This is a genomic window from candidate division TA06 bacterium, assembly GCA_016235665.1.
Taxonomy (GTDB): Bacteria; Edwardsbacteria; AC1; order AC1; family EtOH8; genus UBA5202.
Map to the genome: position 1 here is coordinate 159,652 of JACRJI010000003.1, position 18,306 is coordinate 177,957.

General features: G+C 55.2%; 23 protein-coding genes. 8 read left to right on the forward strand and 15 right to left on the reverse strand.

What is annotated here, in order from left to right; genetic code table 11:
• Positions 1–9: 9 nt before the first annotated feature.
• The gene (locus HZA73_01415; protein MBI5804685.1) at positions 10–432 is read left to right on the forward strand and encodes a thioesterase family protein; all 423 of its coding nucleotides are present in this window, start codon (positions 10–12) and stop codon (positions 430–432) included.
• 160 nt (positions 433–592) lie between these two features.
• Here HZA73_01415 and HZA73_01420 read toward each other — a convergent pair whose 3' ends face one another.
• From HZA73_01420 to HZA73_01440, 5 genes are all read right to left on the reverse strand, one after another.
• Positions 593–991 carry a YjbQ family protein gene (locus HZA73_01420; protein ID MBI5804686.1) on the reverse strand — a complete coding sequence of 133 codons (399 nt, stop codon included), beginning with the start codon at positions 989–991 and terminating at the stop codon, positions 593–595.
• Between the two features lie 30 nt (positions 992–1,021).
• Positions 1,022–1,489, reverse strand: a complete 468-nt coding sequence (locus HZA73_01425) for a hypothetical protein (protein ID MBI5804687.1) — start codon at positions 1,487–1,489, stop codon at positions 1,022–1,024.
• Positions 1,486–2,211 carry a hypothetical protein gene (locus HZA73_01430; GenBank protein ID MBI5804688.1) on the reverse strand — a complete coding sequence of 242 codons (726 nt, stop codon included), beginning with the start codon at positions 2,209–2,211 and terminating at the stop codon, positions 1,486–1,488. The genes HZA73_01425 and HZA73_01430 overlap by 4 nt, the downstream gene beginning before the upstream one ends.
• 43 nt (positions 2,212–2,254) lie before the next feature.
• Positions 2,255–2,518 (reverse strand): hypothetical protein, encoded by a 264-nt coding sequence (locus tag HZA73_01435; GenBank protein MBI5804689.1) that lies wholly within the window; start codon positions 2,516–2,518, stop codon positions 2,255–2,257.
• A gap of 405 nt (positions 2,519–2,923) precedes the next feature.
• Positions 2,924–4,558, reverse strand: coding sequence for a hypothetical protein (locus HZA73_01440; protein MBI5804690.1), 1,635 nt, complete (start codon positions 4,556–4,558; stop codon positions 2,924–2,926).
• 209 nt (positions 4,559–4,767) lie between these two features.
• Here HZA73_01440 and HZA73_01445 point away from each other — a divergent pair, with 209 nt between their 5' ends.
• Positions 4,768–5,469: a DUF2807 domain-containing protein gene (locus tag HZA73_01445; GenBank protein MBI5804691.1), complete on the forward strand. Its 702-nt coding sequence runs from the start codon at positions 4,768–4,770 to the stop codon at positions 5,467–5,469.
• A gap of 165 nt (positions 5,470–5,634) precedes the next feature.
• Here HZA73_01445 and HZA73_01450 read toward each other — a convergent pair whose 3' ends face one another.
• The gene (locus tag HZA73_01450; protein ID MBI5804692.1) at positions 5,635–6,054 is read right to left on the reverse strand and encodes a YjbQ family protein; all 420 of its coding nucleotides are present in this window, start codon (positions 6,052–6,054) and stop codon (positions 5,635–5,637) included.
• A gap of 172 nt (positions 6,055–6,226) precedes the next feature.
• Between HZA73_01450 and HZA73_01455 the strand changes: the two genes are divergently transcribed.
• The 6 genes from HZA73_01455 to HZA73_01480 all read left to right on the forward strand — a co-directional run bounded on the left by HZA73_01455 (position 6,227) and on the right by HZA73_01480 (position 11,011).
• A complete protein-coding gene (locus HZA73_01455; protein ID MBI5804693.1) occupies positions 6,227–6,616 on the forward strand; it encodes an Rrf2 family transcriptional regulator in 390 nt (129 codons plus the stop codon).
• Positions 6,617–6,673: 57 nt separating this feature from the next.
• Positions 6,674–7,378 carry a 4Fe-4S dicluster domain-containing protein gene (locus HZA73_01460; protein MBI5804694.1) on the forward strand — a complete coding sequence of 235 codons (705 nt, stop codon included), beginning with the start codon at positions 6,674–6,676 and terminating at the stop codon, positions 7,376–7,378.
• A 58-nt stretch (positions 7,379–7,436) separates the two neighbouring features.
• A complete protein-coding gene (locus HZA73_01465) occupies positions 7,437–7,598 on the forward strand; it encodes a rubredoxin (GenBank protein MBI5804695.1) in 162 nt (53 codons plus the stop codon).
• A gap of 75 nt (positions 7,599–7,673) precedes the next feature.
• Positions 7,674–7,991 carry a cupin domain-containing protein gene (locus HZA73_01470; GenBank protein ID MBI5804696.1) on the forward strand — a complete coding sequence of 106 codons (318 nt, stop codon included), beginning with the start codon at positions 7,674–7,676 and terminating at the stop codon, positions 7,989–7,991.
• A gap of 112 nt (positions 7,992–8,103) precedes the next feature.
• The gene (hcp, locus tag HZA73_01475) at positions 8,104–9,777 is read left to right on the forward strand and encodes a hydroxylamine reductase (protein MBI5804697.1); all 1,674 of its coding nucleotides are present in this window, start codon (positions 8,104–8,106) and stop codon (positions 9,775–9,777) included.
• Between the two features lie 133 nt (positions 9,778–9,910).
• Positions 9,911–11,011: a tetratricopeptide repeat protein gene (locus tag HZA73_01480; GenBank protein ID MBI5804698.1), complete on the forward strand. Its 1,101-nt coding sequence runs from the start codon at positions 9,911–9,913 to the stop codon at positions 11,009–11,011.
• 98 nt (positions 11,012–11,109) lie between these two features.
• Here the strand turns inward: HZA73_01480 and HZA73_01485 are convergent, their stop codons facing one another.
• From HZA73_01485 to HZA73_01525, 9 genes are all read right to left on the reverse strand, one after another.
• Positions 11,110–11,946 (reverse strand): OmpA family protein, encoded by an 837-nt coding sequence (locus tag HZA73_01485; protein MBI5804699.1) that lies wholly within the window; start codon positions 11,944–11,946, stop codon positions 11,110–11,112.
• 21 nt (positions 11,947–11,967) lie between these two features.
• Positions 11,968–12,324 (reverse strand): hypothetical protein, encoded by a 357-nt coding sequence (locus HZA73_01490; protein MBI5804700.1) that lies wholly within the window; start codon positions 12,322–12,324, stop codon positions 11,968–11,970.
• A 158-nt stretch (positions 12,325–12,482) separates the two neighbouring features.
• Positions 12,483–13,523 carry a peptide-methionine (R)-S-oxide reductase MsrB gene (gene msrB / locus HZA73_01495; GenBank protein ID MBI5804701.1) on the reverse strand — a complete coding sequence of 347 codons (1,041 nt, stop codon included), beginning with the start codon at positions 13,521–13,523 and terminating at the stop codon, positions 12,483–12,485.
• Between the two features lie 124 nt (positions 13,524–13,647).
• Positions 13,648–14,370 (reverse strand): ABC transporter ATP-binding protein, encoded by a 723-nt coding sequence (locus HZA73_01500; GenBank protein ID MBI5804702.1) that lies wholly within the window; start codon positions 14,368–14,370, stop codon positions 13,648–13,650.
• Between the two features lie 13 nt (positions 14,371–14,383).
• Positions 14,384–15,574 carry an ABC transporter permease gene (locus HZA73_01505; protein MBI5804703.1) on the reverse strand — a complete coding sequence of 397 codons (1,191 nt, stop codon included), beginning with the start codon at positions 15,572–15,574 and terminating at the stop codon, positions 14,384–14,386.
• A gap of 130 nt (positions 15,575–15,704) precedes the next feature.
• On the reverse strand, positions 15,705–16,355 hold the full coding sequence (locus HZA73_01510) for a hypothetical protein (protein MBI5804704.1): 651 nt from the start codon (positions 16,353–16,355) through the stop codon (positions 15,705–15,707).
• Between the two features lie 19 nt (positions 16,356–16,374).
• Positions 16,375–16,794: a hypothetical protein gene (locus HZA73_01515; GenBank protein ID MBI5804705.1), complete on the reverse strand. Its 420-nt coding sequence runs from the start codon at positions 16,792–16,794 to the stop codon at positions 16,375–16,377.
• A gap of 31 nt (positions 16,795–16,825) precedes the next feature.
• The gene (locus tag HZA73_01520) at positions 16,826–17,806 is read right to left on the reverse strand and encodes a hypothetical protein (protein MBI5804706.1); all 981 of its coding nucleotides are present in this window, start codon (positions 17,804–17,806) and stop codon (positions 16,826–16,828) included.
• On the reverse strand, positions 17,799–18,299 hold the full coding sequence (locus HZA73_01525) for a FixH family protein (GenBank protein MBI5804707.1): 501 nt from the start codon (positions 18,297–18,299) through the stop codon (positions 17,799–17,801). Before HZA73_01525 ends, HZA73_01520 begins: the two co-directional genes overlap by 8 nt.
• Positions 18,300–18,306: the final 7 nt, after the last annotated feature.

Genomic DNA, 18,306 nt, shown 5'->3' on the forward strand with positions numbered 1-18,306 from the left:
GAACTGAAAATGGCCCGGATAAAGATAGACCTTCCCCCAAAATTCAGCTTTGAAACGGAGATGCCTGTGCGGATCACCGACATCAACTACGGCGGGCACCTGGGCAACGATGCACTGCTGGGGCTGATCCACGAGGCCCGGCTGAGGTTCCTGAAGAGCATGGGTTACAGCGAGCATGATGTCGAAGGCGCGGGGATAATCATGTCCGACGCGGCCATCGTCTACCAGGCCGAGTGCTTTTACGGCGATGTCCTTAAGTTTCAGGTTACCGCCGGGGAATTCTCCCGGGCCGGCTGCGACATATTTTACCAGGTCACCAACGCCAAGACCGGAGGCCCCGTGGGCGGGGCCAAGACCGGGATAGTGTTCTATGATTACCGGAACAAGAAGGTATTGCCGGTGCCGGAGGGATTTAGGAAGAGGTTTGAGTGACCGCCCCACGTCATTGCGAATGTGGCACCGTGCCTTACAAATGAAGCAATCTGACTTTAAGCAGGTGGATTGCTCCGTTTGTCCGATGATGAGCCACCTTGCAATGACTGTCGACAGTAACCCAAAAAACCGGGACTTAAAGATTTAAGCCCCGGTTTTTTTATCGTCCCTCCACCAGCTTCACCCAGACCTCCCGTTTCCTGGGCCCGTCAAACTCGCAGAAATACAGCCCCTGCCAGGTTCCCAGGGCCAAACGTTCGTCTTTTATGATCAAGGTCTTCTCACAGCCCATCAGGCTGGACTTGATGTGGGCGGCCGAATTGCCCTCGGAGTGGGCGTAGTTGTCGTCCCAGGGAAACCGCCTGTCCAAAGAGGCCAGAATGTCCCGGACCACGTCGGGGTCGGCGTTTTCGTTGACGGTCAGCCCGGCGGTGGTGTGGGGCACCCAGACCAGGGCCAGTCCGTCCTTGACCTTTTCCCGGGCAATTATCTCCTGCACCCGGCCGGTGATGTCCAGAAACTGGGAGCGGGACCCGGTGGAAAGGATTATTTTATGCAGTTTATCCACGTTCTAGCGTTTCAGCCATATTTAACGGGCATTTTCAAAGCTCATTATGTGCCAAGCCGCCAATGCCAAGGCTCCGCCGTTGAAGAGCATAAGGTGAAGTTCATTGCGCAGCAGGATGAAGAGAACGAAGCCGAAGATCCCGGGGATGGCGGCCAGGGCCACGGCTATTATCTGCATCGGCTTGACCACCGCCGGAATGGCCGGCTCGGGCAGCTGCCCCGGCAAGGGCCTGGGCCGTCCGGACAGGGAGGCGAATTTGAAGGAAAGACCCGCCACCACCAGCGAAACCAGGGTAAAAACGGCAGTTATGATCTCTTCCGGGGCGCCGCTAACAGGCCGTCCAAAAGCCCCCTGCTGATTAAGAAAGTAGGCGATGCCGGCCAAAAACAGCGGCTCCGAGGCTACGGCCCAAAGGATGATCTTTTGGACTGGGGGATTTGTGCGGTTAATATTATTGTTTTCGCGTGTTTCGCGGGCAGGTAATATCATTTAAATCTCCTTAACACCGGTGTTCCCAGGTCCATGTAATCTTTAAGATACCTGAAGTAACCCTCCACAGTGAACCAGCCATCCTTGCCGTAACCCTCCAGGGCCTTCTCGATATGGAACTCCTGGGCCGGCATGTAGCTGAAGCCCAGCAGATAAAGCTTTTGTCCGGCAGAGTTCCGGCAGACATTCATCACCACCGAAACGTGGCCCACCCCGCCCCGCTCGTTCTGGACCACCATGTCGCCGGGGGCCAGGGCGGAGGTATCCACCACGGCGCAGCCTTTTTTAAGGGAATAGGAATTGCTGTTGGCAAAGGCCCGGCGCAAGAAATTCCGGTAACTCAGCCGGGAGGTGCTGTAATTCTGCCTCCTGCCGTTGTAGTCAAACAGGTAGAGCTTATCCAGCCGGTTGGTGTCCTTATGATACTCGGCCCACAGCCGCATGGCGTAATCGGCGCACTGCTCCAGGTCTCCGGTGAACAAGAGGGGCAGGTCCAGCACAGCGTAAACGCTGTATGATCCGGCCGGGACCTTGCGTCCGGCATGGTCCGCTATCTCCAGACTGTTTTTCAGCGGCCGCCGGGTAAGCCAATAACTATAGCCTTCTGCGGGATATTCGACCGCTTTGTAGCCGGCCGGGACGGGGATATCTTTGATCAGCTTCGGCTGCTGGGCGAATGCCAGCAAAGGCAAGGCTAAAAGGATGAATATTTTTTTCAACATTCTGTGTTTCCGTGGTAAATCTGTTCCGGCGGGGTGAAGTCTGTTACTGTGTATTCTTGCCCACCGGGGCGTTCTTGGGCGGCCGTGTGATCAGGTACATCGGCAGGAAGAATATCAGCACCAGGAAGACCAGCATGGCCCAGAGCAATGGAGCCCAGGGCGCCCGGTAGCGCTGCCTGGCGTCGTAATACACCCAGAAGCAGACCGGCACCAGGATGGCCATGGCGATCACGGTGATCACCGGGTCCTGCTGGGCGAAGGGCGAACCCTGGGAAAGATCGAGGTTGTTGTCTAAATTAACGCGCATACTTTTTTCTGAAAAATATTATTTACGGGATAGACAGGATTTACCTGAAATCACCATGTTCTTTTTCTTTTTTGTACCGCCAACTAAGAAAAAGAACCAAAAAGAAAAAAGCTCGTCGCTTAAAACTCTCCGGGCCACGCTTACGCTAAAGCTTCAGCGGGCCCGCGTTGCGCTTCTCGTTGCTGACGGGCTTGTCTGAACTCGGGCTTTGGCCAATCCCTCAAACATGCAGACAAGCTTTTTCCGCCATCAACTGCGATGCTCACTGATCGTTTTAACGCGACATACCGGGGTTGACACCGGTTATTCATACATAATCCCGAGCTAATTGGACAAATATCTTACAGGATTTCAACGTAGCAACATTAGTAAAAGAATCATGTTAATCCTGTCCAGGGAAAAGTATTATCTTCCTCCTCCCGCGCAGGCGCAGGCGCACCCGGCGCAGGCGCAGGCACAGGCGCAGCCCCCGCCGCCGCTGGTTCTGCCGCTGCCGGAGCTTACCGGGACGGGGTTGGTCTTGTCGGTGATCTTGCCGGTGAAACTGTCCACCTTGCCCACCAGCCCGGCGGCAAAGCCCTCCATGCCGGTGGTCATCCTATTGGCAAAATCGGCGCCGGGAAGCTTGGGCATCTCAATGCTCGGCCCTTTTCCCACCGAGCCCCCGCCGCCGGTGGTCTGGCCGCCGCCGTATCCCCAGCGGCCCCACCAGCGGGGAAGGAACACATCACCCGTGCCGTACTGGCTGCGCATCCGGTCGTTGTAAGCGGGGTCCATGCTCATCCAGTCGAACTGTTCCTCCAGCTCTTTGGTCTTAAGCTCCGGGGTCTGGGCCGCGGTGACCTGCTGCCAGGCCTGGCTGACGATGCTCTTATAATAGGCGATGGTCTCCTTGCGGGAAAAACCCTTCATCTTGGCGTTGGTCTCCTTGATGAGATCGATCATTAGGGCCTGCAGCTTGGCTTCGGGAGCAAGGCCCTGCTTGTCCAAAGACGCCAGGAATGTTTTTTCGTAGGGTTGGTCGGCCGTGGTTTCGTCCAGCACCTTGAACTTAAGCTGGGGCGAGCGGCTGGAAACCTCCAGCGCGCCTTTCTTGATCAGCCCGAACAGGATCATGGTCAGAACCTTGTCCAGAGGCATCTCCAGCAGCAGGCCGGCCTCGGGCGCGGTCAGGCCCCGCTTGATGCCCACGCCCTCCACCGAGACCTCGGGCGGCAGGTATTTCATCTTGCGCTTCTTGTTCTGCCAGTATCCCAGGGCGATGATGGCGGGGAAGAACAGGAAGAAAATATTTCCCAAAAGGAACCGGATCACCCACCAGATGGCTTTGAAGAACCCGCCCACTATCCGCACCAACAAAGGGGCCGGCCGGGAGACGGCCCCGGGGCTGACGTATCTGGCCGGGAAGGAGGCCCCAAAGGTGTACTGTTCATCGGGTTCTGCTGATTCCATCACCCAGCGGTAGACCGGGGTATTGTCCACGGTATCGTACCAGGCCTCGGTGAACTGATTTTCGTGATAGCGCGGCTCGTCCGCCTGAACGCCGGGCGGGAAGACGAAGTTGCATTCCAGGTAGGTGCTGCCGGAGACATATTCCGAGCCGTACCAGGTGGGCGAGAACATGAAGGAGGCATAGGCCTCGTCCTGGGAATCCTGGTTCAGCATGCTGGTCAAATGCACCCAGAACTCCAGCGTCCCTGAATCGCCTGGGGCGATGGACATTTCGTCCAAATGCACCTCCACCCCGTAGGGCTTGACGTACTCCGAGACCCGGATGTCGGAAAGCACGGTCTCGCCGACCTTGGCCCGGGCCGATTCCAGCTGGTAGCTGCCGTTGGGCAGCCCTATGTCCACGATGTCTATGGCCTGGCCTTCGGGCAGACAGGTGAAGGTCAGGGCATAATACAGGTCAGCCTGTCCCGAGGGGTTTATGGTCACCCAGGAGACATTGCGGGGGAGCTCAAAGCGGTAGTCGGCCAGGGCGGTGGAGCCGACGGCCAGCAGGAGGCTTAGGGCCAGGAAGAATGGTTTATGTTTCATTTTCAAACCCTTTGTTTGGGTATGTCAAATTTCGGAAAACAGTCGAAATTTACTTGTATTACAATCATCTTAATATATGTAAAATCAATTGTCAAGAAAATTTGAAACAAAAGACAGCGTCCATGCGTATTCAATCTAAACACAGCAAAAAACCGCCAAAAGAGGGGAAAAACATGAATTTTTCATCGTTAAAAACAAGGATCGGCCAAATGCCGTATATGGTAACCATCCTGGTCTTTTTATGGACCGCTTTGGCCCGCGCGGCCGCGCCGGAGGTCCAGGTCAGGAACACCGGGGATTTCAGCAAATTGCATTTCGACGGGGCCTATACCGTGTTCGTTGAGCAGGGCCAAACCTGCTCGGTCAAGATCGAGGCCGAGCCCAAACTGCTGGCCAAGGTTACCACCGAGGTCAAGAACGGAACGTTGAGGGTGGACACCAAAGGCCGCGGCTGGTTCGGTTCCTGCCATAACGACCGGGAAGACATCAAGGTCTACATCACGGTCAAGGACTTGAAAGCCATTGACATAGACGGATCGGCCGACATCACCGGCAAGGGAAAGTTCGTCAGCGATACCATGGATCTTTCGATCTCCGGGTCCGGGGACATCATTCTGGAGCTGGAAACCAAGGTGCTGGAAACCGCCATCTCAGGAGCGGGATATGTCAAGCTTACCGGCATCGCCAAAACCTTCAGCGCCGCCATCGCCGGCTCGGGGGACATCAAGGCTTTGGAGCTGATCACGGAAAAATGCGAGGTATCCATTGCCGGCTCGGGCGACTGCCAGGTGAACGCGTCACAGGAATTGGAGATCAGCATCGCCGGTAGCGGGGACGTGAGCTACAAGGGCAACCCGGCCAAGGTCAGCAACAGCGTCAGCGGGTCGGGCGAGGTGAAAAAGGTAGAGTGACCTGATGATTACCAAAACAGCGATAACATGAATGATATCGCTGGTAATCAACAAGGCTCTTTCGAGCCTCCAATATCAGGCCGCTTGTGCGGCCTTGATGATATCAAGCGATAGCCTTTAGGCTATCGCTTAATAAAGGGCGGGTTCATCGAACCCGCCCTTTATTTATTCCCCGATTATCTTCACCAGCACCCGCTTCTTCCGCCTGCCGTCGAACTCGCCGTAGAAGATCTGCTCCCAGGGTCCGAAGTCCAGCTTTCCCTTGGTCACCGCCGCCACGATCTCCCGGCCCATCACCTGCCGCTTGAGGTGGGCGTCGCCGTTGTCCTCGCCGGTCCTATTGTGCAGGTATTGCGATACCGGCTCGTGCGGAGCCAGTTTCTCCAGCCATTTCTCGTAGTCCTGGTGAAGGCCGCCCTCGTCATCGTTGATGAAAACGCTGGCGGTGATGTGCATGGCGTTGACCAGGCACAGGCCCTCGGTAATGCCGCTATCCTTTAAGCATTTTTCCACCTGGGGCGTGATGTTCACAAATCCCCGGCGGCCTGGCAGGTTGAACCAAAGTTCCTGGCGGTAGGATTTCATGGCAAGGATCCTTAAAAAATGTTTAGCATGTTCTCCGGGGCTGAGTCCTCCAATTATAGGGCCAGGACGGCCCAAAATACAAGGGCCAAAAATAATTAAACCGGCTATTGACAAATCCGGACATTTTATGTATAATAGGACTAAATTAGTCTTATAATAAAAAGGTTCGAAAATGCTTCTGACCAAACGCAACGAGTACGCCCTGCAGGCCATGATCCTGCTGGCTCGCCAAAAGGAAGGAGAGCCAGTGCCGGCCTCGGCCCTGGCCAAAAAATTAAAGACCACTCCGGCCTTCATGTCCAAGATAGCCCAGCAGCTTTCCGGGGCCGGTCTGGTAAGGTCCCAAAAGGGCAAGAACGGGGGGCTGTTCCTGGGCCGGCCGGCCCAAAAGATACTGGTAAAACAGATCTTTTCGGCGGTGGACGGGACGCTTTTGGTCAGCGCCTGCCTGAACGAGGGCCGCTGTAAGCACCATGTCTGCCCGATCTATCCGGCCCTGACCAAACTACAGAAAGACCTGGACAACCAGCTTAATTCGGCCAAACTGTCAATCTTTGTTTGAACCCCACCCCATCCCTCCCCTCGAGGGGAGGGAAAGAGGGAGAGGTCAAAGGATATCATGAAACGCAAGATAGTCCAGATAGACCAGGAAAAATGCAACGGCTGCGGAGAATGCATCCCCAACTGCGTGGAGGGCGCGCTGAAGATCGTGGACGGCAAGGCCCGGCTGGTGGGCGACAAATACTGCGACGGGTTGGGGGCCTGCCTGGGACATTGTCCCCAGGATGCCATCAGGGTGGTGGAGCGCGAGGCCGAGGCCTTCGATGAAAATATCGTAAGGGCGATTCATGAATCGCCCTTACGGGATAAAACAAATAATTCCCCGGCCTGCGCCTGTCCCGGATCGCAGATCCGGCAGAAACTTCCATCCCCGGCAACTGCAAACGTTACAACTGTAAACTCTCAACTGGCTCATTGGCCCATCCAACTGCACCTGGTGCCGGTCAACGTCCCGTTCTTCCAGGATGCCGATCTGCTTATCGCCGCCTCCTGCACGCCTTTTTCCTACGGGGATTTTCACACCGTGATGCTGGCCGGTAAATCGCTGATAATAGCCTGCCCCAAACTGGACAAGACAGAGCCGTATCTGGAAAAGCTGACGGAGATATTCCGGCAGAACGACATCAAATCCGTTACCGTGGCCATCATGGAAGTGCCATGCTGCCAGGGTTTGCTGCGGCTGGTGCGCCAGTCGCTGAAGGACTCGGGGAAGAGAATGTCTATTACTGTAGAAACAATCACCGTAAAAGGCGAAAGGCTATGACCCCAACCTTAAAAAGTAAGGGCAATTCATGAATTGCCCCAACCAGAAAGGAACCACCATGAAAAAGTACCGCTGTACTATCTGCGATTACATCTACGATCCGGCCGCCGGTGATCCCGATTCCGGCATTGCCCCGGGGACCCCGTTCGAGAAGATCCCGGATACCTGGGTCTGCCCGATCTGCCAGGTGGACAAAAGCAACTTTGAACCTTTAGACTAAACATGCCACAGAGACACAGAGATATTATTAAGGATATTTTATGCATAGTGTCTGGGTATTAAAAAGGAGTAAGCGATGATAACCATAGAAACTTTGGATTTCAACACGGCGGAGAAGGCCTGCAAGGGCGTGTTCAGCCAACCGCAGGCTCTGGTCAACTATCTACATCTCAAGCAGGGCCAGGAAGTGGCCCGTCACCTGGCTAACGCCGATATGGTCTACCTGATCGTACTGCAGGGCGAAGGGGTTTTCAACTTTGAGGAAAGGGATCATGTCATGAAACACGGCCAGCTGGCCGCGGTGACGCGGGGAACGCCGATGCACATAACAAATCGGGAGTCGGAAGACCTAAGTTTCATTGTGATAAAAACGCCCAATCCGGAGAACAAGTGACATAATTGACAAGATTTAAGCCCCGCCATACTTCGACACAGCTCAGTATCCGGCGGGGCATAAGCGTACGGGAATGAGAAACACAAAATGCCAAAAATAAGAAGGAGATAAAATGACCATGTTCTGTCATCAATGCCAGGAGACCGCCGGAAACAAGGGCTGCGCCGGGACCCGGGGCGTCTGCGGCAAGCCCGATCAGGTGGCGGTCCTGCAAGACCTCCTGATCCACACCCTGAAGGGGATTTCCTATTTCAATGTCAAGGCCAAGGACAGAGGCCAGTGCGATCCCAAAGCCTCGGAGTTCGTGATGGAACAGCTGTTCGCCACTATCACCAATGTCAATTTTGATCCGGAATATTTCGTCAAGCAAATAGACCGGGCCCGGGAGATCCGCGATCAGCTGAATAACACCGCCACCAAGGATTCCTCCGGTAAATTACCCGATGCCGCCACCTGGTCCGCCCAGAGCGGTCTGAACGAGTACCTGCTCAAGGGCGCCGGGGTGGGCATTCTGGCCACAGCCAACGAGGACGTCCGCTCCCTGCGGTCGCTGATATTGTTCGGCCTCAAGGGTCTGGCGGCCTACACCCATCACGCCTATGTGCTGGATGCCAGGGAGGACGACATTCTGTTTTTCATGCAGAAGGCCCTGGCCGCCACTCTGGATGACGGCCTATCGGCGGACGAGTTGACAGGTCTGGTGCTTAAGTGCGGTGAGTACGGGGTAAAGGCCATGGCATTATTGGATAAGGCCAACACTGGCAAGTACGGGCATCCCGAGATCACCAGCGTCAAGCTGGACGTAGGCACCAACCCCGGGATCTTGATCAGCGGGCACGACCTGAGGGATCTGGAGGAATTATTGGAACAGACCAAGGGCCAGGGAGTGGACGTTTACACCCACGGCGAGATGCTGCCGGCCAACGCCTATCCGTTCTTCAAGAAGTATGACAACTTCCACGGCAACTACGGCGGCTCCTGGTGGCACCAGAACGAGGAATTTGAGAAGTTCAACGGTCCGGTGCTGATGACCACCAACTGCCTGGTCCCGCCCAAGGACAGCTACAAGGACCGGGTGTTTACCACCGGAGTGGTGGGCTTTCCGGAGGTCAAACACATCGCCGATCGCAAAGAGGGTAAACAGAAGGATTTCTCCGCCGTCATCGCTATGGCCCAAAAGTCCAAGGCCCCGGAGAAACTGGAAGACGGCAATTTGACCATCGGATTTGCCCACAACCAGGTGCTGGCCCTGGCTCCCAAGGTGATCGAGGCCGTGAAAAGCGGCGCCATCAAGCGTTTTGTGGTGATGGCCGGCTGCGACGGCCGGCACAAATCCCGGGAATATTTCACCGACATAGCCAAGGCACTGCCCAAGGATGCTGTCATTCTCACCGCAGGCTGCGCCAAGTACCGCTACAACAAGCTGAATCTGGGCGACATCGGTTCGACTGGGCTCACCGGAACCGGGGGCATCCCGCGGGTGCTTGACGCCGGGCAGTGCAATGACAGCTATTCGCTGGTGCTGATCGCTTTGGCCCTTAAGGACGCTTTTGGCCTGAAGGACGTTAACGAACTGCCGCTTTCCTTCGACATTGCCTGGTACGAGCAGAAGGCGGTGCTGGTGCTTTTGGCCCTGCTGCATCTGGGGGTGAAGAACATCCACCTGGGGCCGACCCTGCCGGCCTTCGTGTCGCCCAATGTGCTGAAGGTGCTGGTGGAGAAGTTCAATGTCCAGCCCACGGCGGGGGTGGAGGAGGATATGAAGAAGTTGATGGCTGGACAGTAGACCTCACCCCAACCCTCTCCTGATGAATCAGGAGAGGGCGGCTGTCTCAGCGAAAAGAGAAAATATAAAGCCGTGGCATTATGCCCCGGCTTTTTTATTGCATAACGGACAGGTTGTGTGTATAATAAATCCAATGAATAGTAGTTCAGGCCATAGATATCATACAACCATCCTTTGGCTGCGGGAACTTAAAAAGGGCGGCGGAAATTATCTGCCGTACGACCTGCACCTACGCCGGGCCGAGGTAAGGGAACTGGTGGGAATGTGGAGCGAAGCCCTGGGAACTTACCGGGATCTGGCAGGCATTACGGAAGGGGCCTCTTTGACAGTACTGGCCGCCGCTCAGCTGGTAAACATCGGGAGGGTGCTGTACAAAATGGGCGACCATGCCGAAGCTGAAGAGAATCTGCTAAAAGCAGATGCTATCTTCCAGCAGCTGGGCGATCTGAAGCAACAGGCTGACGTATGCAATCTCTTGGGCAACATACGCCTGAACCAGACACGCTATCAGGAAGCCAGAATGCTTTTTGAACGCCGTTTGGAGCTGAACACAAAAAGCAACGATGCCTCCGGACTTTGCGCCACCTACGGTAACCTGGGTAATTTGGAGTATGTCAGGGGAGATCTTGCCCTGGCCGAGGAATGGTACCGCCGCCAGGATGAAAATGCCAGAAAAGAAGACAGGAAGGATTTTCAAGCCATAGCCATGGGAGCCATGGGTTGCATCTATGCGCAAAGAGGCGAATACGACAAGGCCATAAAGTCTTTTAGCAAATTCCTGGATCTGTCAACCGCCATAGGCGACACCGGAAAAATAAGGGTGGCCTATGGAAACATTGGCAATTATTATGTACAATTTGAAAACTACCCGCTGGCCAGGGACAATTATCGCCGGCAACTTATCCTGGCAAAACGGATGGGGGAAAAGAAGGGAACCTGTCTGGCGCTTGGGAACCTGGGCAAGGTTAGTTATCACCTGGGGGAGTATGAAAACGCCCTTCGTGAAATCCAGGAAGCAATAATTATCGGTGAAAAGCTGGGTCTCAAGTATTTTCTTCCAGAGCAGTACCTTCTGCTGGCTGAAATTCAGATGGCCTTAAATAACCTGTCCGAAGCAGAACGGGCAGCCGCCAGGTCGCATCAATTAGCAGAAGAAAACGGTGATGCAGACGACGAAAAAAGCGCCAAAGAATTGCAAGAACGCATATCAAAGACCAAGGCCGTAGTAAGGTAAGGTGAAGAACTGTCTTAGATAAATTGGCCGTCTAAAAATAAAAAGCCGTGGCGTTATGCCACGGCTTTTTATTTTCAACTATATTCAACCGACCCGTATTACTGCTTGACCAATTCCACCCGGCGGTTCTTGGCCCTTCCCTCCTCCGTATCATTGGAAGTGACCGGCGAAAGGGAGGCCACCCCGTGGGGGCTCAATCGGGCAGCGGCTATGCCGTATTTGCCGGTCAGCGACTTGACCACGGCATCTGCCCGGTCCAGCGACAGCTTGAGGTTGGAGTCAAGGGAGCCGACGTTGTCGGTGTGGCCGACCACGTACAGTTTAAGCGTTGGGTTGTTCTGAAGAAGCTTGGCGATCTCCGAGATGGCGGCGTCGGATTCGGGCTTGATCTCGGACTTGCCGGTATCAAAGTATATGCCGTAAACCGAAACATGGCCGGTAGCATTGATGCCGTTGCCCAGGGCCTCGGCATTGGCCACCATCTCCTGCTCCATGGCCTGCTTCTCGACGATGGTCAGCCGGTACCAGTTATTGAACGACGAAACCCCGACCCACGTCTCCCGGCCGTCCTTTTTAAGCACAATGGTGGAGGCCCGGTTGAAATTGTCGTCGAAGATCACCTTTCCCCCGATCTTTTTCAGGGCCTCCTGAATGTTCCTCCGGATCTTCAACTCTCCGGATTCCGGCAATCCCTTGTCCAGGCGGTATTCGATATAGTACTTGTGGCCCTCGATGACAACCGTCTTCTTGTCCTGGCCAATGAATTTATGGCTGTCGAATTCGGTGTCCTTGTAGTCCGAAATGTGGAATCCGGGCATCCGTGACAGCAGGGGATGGTCCTTGCCTCCGGTTACATCCGGATCGGCGGCCTGGGAAAGGCCGAAACTAGCCAGCACTAAGAACAGGCTGAAGATGAGAGCTATTGATCTTTTCATGTTACCTCTAAAATTAAGGATTTATAGATTCTCAATTATTTCAAATGACGCATGTGATTCTATCCATTCTCCCCGCTTACGGTCCTTCCATGCTTTTTCTTTAGGTATAAAATCACAGAGTTCCAGATGAACCGGCCCATCGGTGGTCCATGTTTGCCCTTCGTATCTAATCTCCATAATCAAAATGTCTCCGGTAATATTTTTCCCAGTTATCGGGAAATCTAATTTTACCACAAAAGCATCTTCTCCATTTTGCCCCGGTATAGTTTTAATCACCTTTCCGGTTCGGGCTTTATTTGGGGGTTCTTTAAGAAATGTAGGGTCGTAGTCGTAACCACCTTTAAACCTGATCGTATCACCGACGACAAGCTTTTTCATTTCAGCTCATTATTTAACGGTTACTTCTCTTCTTTCGTAAAGTTTATTATATATTACAAACATTTCATTGTCAAATGAAATGACGAAAAAAGAAGCCGTGGCATTTTGCCACGGCTTATTGCTTCCCTTCCCTTGTGGGGAAGGGATTGAGGGTTGGGTCAAAACAGTCTCTTGTACTCTCCGTAACCCTCCTTGTCCAGATCCTCCGCCGGGATGAACCTCAGCGAAGCAGAATTGATGCAGTAACGCAGGCCGGTGGGCTGGGGGCCGTCATCGAACACATGGCCCAGGTGGGCGTCGCCGGCCTGGCTGCGCACTTCGGTCCTTACCCGGCCGAAACTGGAATCCTTCTTCTCCAAAACCAGGCTTGTCTCCAAGGGCTTGGTAAAGCTGGGCCAGCCGCATTCAGAATCGAACTTGTCCTTTGAGCTGAACAGGGGCTGGCCGGTGGTGATGTCCACGTAGATGCCGTCGCGCTTCTCGTTCCAGTACTTGTTGGCAAAGGGCGGCTCGGTGGCGCTCTTCTGGGTCACCTGGTATTCCAGGGACGAGAGCTTTTTCTTTAGCTCCTTGTCGCTGGGTTTTGTATAGGTCTTGACGGCGGGGGAATCCTTCCAGATCTTCTTTAGCGCCGCCTCGCGGCCGGACATCACCTTGTAGGTGCTGTAACGGGCCGGGCATTTCTGGTAATACTTCTGGTGGTATTCCTCGGCCGGATAGAAGTTCTTGTAGGCCAGAATGGCCGTGGCTATTGGTTCTTTGAACTTGCCCGAGTTCTGCAGGGCTGTCTTGGATGCTTCGGCCAGTTTCTTCTGCTCTTCGTTTTGATAGAAAATGGCGGTCTGGTACTGGGGTCCCTTGTCGGCGAACTGCCCGGTAAGGTCGGTGGGGTCTATCTGCCGCCAGAAGTGGTCCAGCAACTGGGCGTAACCGATCTTGGCCGGGTCGTAAGTGATGCGCACCGCCTCGTAGTGCCCGGTCTCGCCGGAGCAGACGTCCCGGTAGCTGGGGTCCTTCATGTGGCCGCCGGAATAGCCGGGCATCACTTCTATCACACCGGGCAGGGAGTCAAAGGGGTGTTCCAGGCACCAGAAACAGCCTCCGGCGAAGATGGCGGTCTCGGTCTTATTGCCGGTGTCGGCGTCAATCATAGCCAGTCCTCCCGCCAGCAAGAGCAGAGCCAGGTAAATATATCTCATTCATGTTTCCTCCTTCATATATCAATGTAACCATGAAAAGGGGCAAAGTCAAGGGGTGAGGCAATGGGTAAATTTATGTCTGTAGTAACATTAAAAAGGCTCTTTTAAAAGAGCCTTTTTAAATCTAAGCGCAGCCTTCATCCGGTTTGCAGGCCTGGGCCCCGGTATAGATCATCCCGTCCCGCAGTTCCACCGAGCGGTGGGCCATCTGGGCCAGGTTGGGGTTGTGGGTCACCAGGATCACGGTCAGGCCCTCCCATTTGTTGAGCTCCCCCAGCAGCACCCCGATCTCACTGCTTCTCCGGGTATCCAGGTTGCCTGTGGGCTCGTCGGCCAGCAGGATCCTTGGCTTGTTGACCAGGGCCCGGGCGATGGCCACCCGCTGCATCTCTCCGCCTGAGATCTGCCCCGGCAGGTGATGTTTGCGGTGGTCAATGCCCAGCATCTTCAGGATCTCGTCCACCCCTTTTTCGGCACCGGGCTTCTTGTAAAAGGTGAAGGGCAGCACCACGTTCTCCAGCACGGTCAGGGTAGGGATCAGATAGAACTTCTGGAACACGTAGCCGAACAAGTCGCGCCTTATCCTGGTCAGATCGGCCTCGGACAGGGTCCTGCCCTCGGTGAAGATGTCGCGGCCGTCCACTCGCAGGCGCCCGGAGCTGGGGTTGTCCAGGCAGCCCAGGATGTTGATCAGCGTGGTCTTGCCGCTGCCCGAGGGCCCGACAAAGGAGATGAACTCGCCTTGGCTGATGTTGAGCGAAACGCCGTTGACGGCCGGGATCTCCTCGCTGCCGCGGCGGTAGATCTTTTTCAGATCGTGGGCTTCGATGGAAAATTTATCTGTCATGCTTCTTCCTTGATTAATCCGTTTCGCTTCTAATGGCTTCCAGCGGCCGGACCCGGCCGGCCCGCCAGGAGGGATAGATGCCGGAGAGCAAGCCGATCAGGGTCACCACCCCGAAGGTCAAAAGCACCAGCGGGGCATCGATCCGCACCAGACCGCCGGTGGGGGTGTAGGGCAACAGGCCCCGGATCAGGGCCTCGGTCAGCCTGGCGGTCAGCAGGGCCAACAGGGTCCCGATGAACCCCCCGGAAACGCAGAGGATCAGGGTCTCCAGCCAGATCAACTTGAAGATGTCCGAGGCCATGGCCCCCATGGATTTCAGGATCCCGATCTCCTGCAGGCGCTCCATCACCGACATCAGAATGGTGTTGATCACCCCCACGATGGCTATCAATATGGCGATCACCGCGATGGAGAAGACCATCACCTTGGCGGTGGAGACCAGAGACATGATGGTCTGCTTCACCTGGGCCAGGCTGACCACCTGGACATCGGGCAGTTTGTACATCCGCTCCTCGAACTTGGCGATGTCGGCGTCCTTTTTGACCTTGATGCCGATGCCGGTCAGCTCTCCCGGCTGGTTGAAGATCTTTTGTACCGCCCCGATGGGAAGGAAGATGGTCCCGTCGTCCTGGGTGCCGGAGCGCTTGAGGATGCCGACCACGGTCATCTCGACCTCCTTCTCCGGGATCAGGTACTTGTCGCCGACCTCGCGCTGTTCCAGTTCGGCCGCCTCGTAGCCCAGCACCGCTTCATAAGCGTTGGGATCGGTGAACCAGGCGCCCTGCTTGAACTCCAACACTTTCTTCATGGCCGGGAAGGTCATAGGATCCACCCCCAGAAAGGCGGAGATGCCGCCGCTCTCGCCCTTGTTGGGGTCGAACACCGCCTGCATCAGCATGGGGGTCACCTTGTCCACCTCGGGCTGCTTGGCGATGGAGTCGGCGATGTCGGCCTTCATGTAGCGCAGTCCGGTGCCGCCCTTGAGCATCAAGGTGGCCGCCTCGTAGGGGCAGCCCTTGGCGGTGACCAGCATCTGGAAGCCAAGGTTGTCGATGTCCGAATTGAGCGAGGCCTCGTATCCCTTGTTAAAGCCCAGCAGGCTGATCAGCACCCAGGCGGCCAGGGCGATGCCCACGATGGTCAGCCCGCTGCGGGATCTCTTGCGCAGCAAATTCTTGTAGGCGACTTGGAAGATGTTTATCATAGGATTGTCCTTTGTGCTTGGTGTCATCGCGAGGAAGGCTTCCGATATTTAACGACGAAGCGATCTGACAAGGCCCGGTTGATTGCTTCGTTAGTGCAGGAGGAATAGTCGGACTCGCAAAGACGACCGCTTAGTTTGGTTTGTAGTATCTCAGATACCTGTTTCCCAGCAAAAACTCGTCCACCAGTATCAGGTTCTTCTTGACCGCCCGCAGGGCGGCCCGGAAGTCCGGAGCTGCGTCGGGAGCGGGATTCTTGATGGCCGTGATCATATCGGATCCGCTTTCCCTGCCGCTAACCACGTCGTACTGGTAGAAATCCCGCAGGGTCAGCCCGGCGAACTGTTTGCCGAAAGAGGGTTCCCGCATTTTGTTTGCGGCTTTGGAGGTTAGCTTCTGAAAGTACAGGGTCTTGATCACGCCGGCGGTGTCCAGCGCCAGAAACACCTGAATGCCGCCGTACTGGCCTTTCTGATTCACCCCGTGGATGAAGCCCACCAACTCCTTCTTCCTGAATACCCGGTACATGGTGTAGGGCACGTCGCCGGTCTCGAACAGGCCCTGGAACTTGTTGCCCAGCCGATGCTCAATAGCCGCCAGCAGGGAATCACCGCCCTTCTGGGCGATGGAGACGTACTCGGTCTTGTAGCCGGTGGAGCCGGGGAACAGGTGTTTGACGTCCTTGTCCGGATCGTTCAGGTCGCAGCCCACCGCGGCGAAAAGCAAACGGGGGACGGACAGGGACAAAATGATCAATGGGATTATTTTATTTAAAAACGGCACTAAAACATCTCCCATCCCTTTAAAGTTTCTCGGCCCGGAAGTTAAGCGTGCCCGAATAGTTCGTCAGCGTCAGGGTGACCGACCAGGTGCCGGGAACACCGACAGCTGTCGGCTCATTCAAGCTGGGCACAAGGGCTTTTGAGTACAAGGTTGTTCCCAGGGAATCCCTGATGGTCAGTAAAGTCGAGCCCGCGGTGGTCGTGGTTGAATGATTTATTGTTGCCCGGGTGCCGGAGTTCTTCCAGGCATATACCAGGGTGGTCGAAACGGTGGTAACACCGGTGGCTTGAAGCTGGAAGGCGTCCTGATTGTTGACGATCTGCGGCTCAAATGGAGCGAGTGTGGAAGTAGGGCTTTTGCCGCAACCGACCAGCCAGGCGGACAGGATCACCAGGAACACGAAGGAAAGGATGTTCTTTATGCCGTAAATATGTTGCATTTTGAGCCTCCTTGATTATAAATTCTGGCGATCACAATTTGTGGTACCAGTACAGCTGGGCGGTAATATGATCCAGGTCACGGTTGATATCGCCAGTCAGCCTTAAGGTCAGGTCCGGCGTTACTGAATAAGTCAAGCCAGGAGAGAGCCTATGATCATACCCATCGTAGACATATTGCAGTTCCAGCTTCAAACGGTTGTCTTCAAGCACATTGGCGGTCATCCTGAAAAAACATCCCCAGAGGTCATTCCGCCAGTTGTTCATCAAAGTGGTCTTTCGTATCAGCTCGGTCCGGTATTCAAACCGGTCACTGTTGACCGCGGCATCGGCTCCGAACATTGCTGTTTCCATGGGGGTTTCATATATTAGATGATAGCCCATGGTCTCAAGGTTCTTTCCGTAGGAGGCCGAAAACCCGATATTGTAATTCTGCTGGTTCAGGTCGCTCTTTGATATCCGGCCCGAAACCTGATAATTCCCTTTTAGGTACAGCGGCATTCCCGATCCCGAAGTAACCGATAATCCGGCATTGCCCCAGTCGAAGTCCCGGTAGTATCCTGCGCCCCAGTCCCGGTCATATCCGTAACCATACATGGACAAGGATTGTAGCAAGATGCCGTGATTGTCCAGATACGACGCCAGTCCGAAGGCCGGCTTGTTGTGGCCCAGCAAAATGTCCCCGAAGCCCGGCTTGACCTTAAGATAAGCGTTGTACAGCTGGGGCTCCACATCATGCTTTGCCGTCGAATCGTAAGCCAGACGGGCCTGGACGGCCAGCATCCCCCAGTCTCCGCCGGCGCCGGAGAACCGCTGGATGTAGTCGAACCCCAGGCTGGGCTTCTGCATCACATCCATCTGGTCCATGGAATACCATTGGAAGGTTCGGTCATCCCCGGAAAAGGGAAATCCTGCCACCGCCTGGGCCTCCAGATAAAATAAGCGGCTGGAAGCCAATGATTGCGATACTGCCAGCGTCAGTAGTCCCAGAATTATAAAAGTATTTTTAAACATTCAGTTTGAAATTACCCAGATAGACTACATTCCCGTCCTTCTTAAATGTCAATTTGATCTCCCACTCCCCGGGCATCACAAAAGTGACCGGCAGCAGGTAGTCGCCTTTCTTGTTAAGTTTAAAGACCGCCTCGGCGTCGTGGGCTCCGCTCATGGAAGGCATGCCGGACCTTCCCAGGATCTCCCAGCCCGGGGCCTTTTTGCCGTCCTTTGAGAACAGCTGGACCTTTAGCACGGCCGGGCCCATCTTGGGCTTTTTGTCGAAGTTGTAGGTGAAGTAAAAATCCTGTCCGATCCAGGCCTTTTTGCCGTAGCCGGGAAGCTGATTGTAGACTGGCGCTTTGACGGCTGACGGCTCGGCCGCATTTGCCTGGATTCCGCCGTTGGCAGCGGCTTTGGCCGATGGACAGTTGGCGCAGTCGTGCTGGGCCAAAGCGGGCGCGGCGGCCAGCGACAGCAGGGCCAGGACCAGCAGGCTCTTTATGTAGAACATGTCTCTC

Coding starts and splice junctions, on each gene's coding strand:
- HZA73_01460 (MBI5804694.1), top strand. CDS start 6,674: ATGAAACGCAAGATAGTCCAGATAGACCAGGAAAAATGCAACGGCTGC.
- HZA73_01440 (MBI5804690.1), bottom strand. CDS start 4,558: ATGAAACATAAACCATTCTTCCTGGCCCTAAGCCTCCTGCTGGCCGTC.
- HZA73_01435 (MBI5804689.1), bottom strand. CDS start 2,518: ATGCGCGTTAATTTAGACAACAACCTCGATCTTTCCCAGGGTTCGCCC.
- HZA73_01430 (MBI5804688.1), bottom strand. CDS start 2,211: ATGTTGAAAAAAATATTCATCCTTTTAGCCTTGCCTTTGCTGGCATTC.
- HZA73_01485 (MBI5804699.1), bottom strand. CDS start 11,946: ATGAAAAGATCAATAGCTCTCATCTTCAGCCTGTTCTTAGTGCTGGCT.
- HZA73_01505 (MBI5804703.1), bottom strand. CDS start 15,574: ATGATAAACATCTTCCAAGTCGCCTACAAGAATTTGCTGCGCAAGAGA.
- HZA73_01500 (MBI5804702.1), bottom strand. CDS start 14,370: ATGACAGATAAATTTTCCATCGAAGCCCACGATCTGAAAAAGATCTAC.
- msrB (MBI5804701.1), bottom strand. CDS start 13,523: ATGAGATATATTTACCTGGCTCTGCTCTTGCTGGCGGGAGGACTGGCT.
- HZA73_01470 (MBI5804696.1), top strand. CDS start 7,674: ATGATAACCATAGAAACTTTGGATTTCAACACGGCGGAGAAGGCCTGC.
- HZA73_01465 (MBI5804695.1), top strand. CDS start 7,437: ATGAAAAAGTACCGCTGTACTATCTGCGATTACATCTACGATCCGGCC.
- HZA73_01480 (MBI5804698.1), top strand. CDS start 9,911: ATGAATAGTAGTTCAGGCCATAGATATCATACAACCATCCTTTGGCTG.
- HZA73_01425 (MBI5804687.1), bottom strand. CDS start 1,489: ATGATATTACCTGCCCGCGAAACACGCGAAAACAATAATATTAACCGC.
- HZA73_01515 (MBI5804705.1), bottom strand. CDS start 16,794: ATGCAACATATTTACGGCATAAAGAACATCCTTTCCTTCGTGTTCCTG.
- HZA73_01525 (MBI5804707.1), bottom strand. CDS start 18,299: ATGTTCTACATAAAGAGCCTGCTGGTCCTGGCCCTGCTGTCGCTGGCC.
- HZA73_01455 (MBI5804693.1), top strand. CDS start 6,227: ATGCTTCTGACCAAACGCAACGAGTACGCCCTGCAGGCCATGATCCTG.
- HZA73_01520 (MBI5804706.1), bottom strand. CDS start 17,806: ATGTTTAAAAATACTTTTATAATTCTGGGACTACTGACGCTGGCAGTA.
- HZA73_01415 (MBI5804685.1), top strand. CDS start 10: ATGGCCCGGATAAAGATAGACCTTCCCCCAAAATTCAGCTTTGAAACG.
- HZA73_01450 (MBI5804692.1), bottom strand. CDS start 6,054: ATGAAATCCTACCGCCAGGAACTTTGGTTCAACCTGCCAGGCCGCCGG.
- hcp (MBI5804697.1), top strand. CDS start 8,104: ATGACCATGTTCTGTCATCAATGCCAGGAGACCGCCGGAAACAAGGGC.
- HZA73_01490 (MBI5804700.1), bottom strand. CDS start 12,324: ATGAAAAAGCTTGTCGTCGGTGATACGATCAGGTTTAAAGGTGGTTAC.
- HZA73_01445 (MBI5804691.1), top strand. CDS start 4,768: ATGCCGTATATGGTAACCATCCTGGTCTTTTTATGGACCGCTTTGGCC.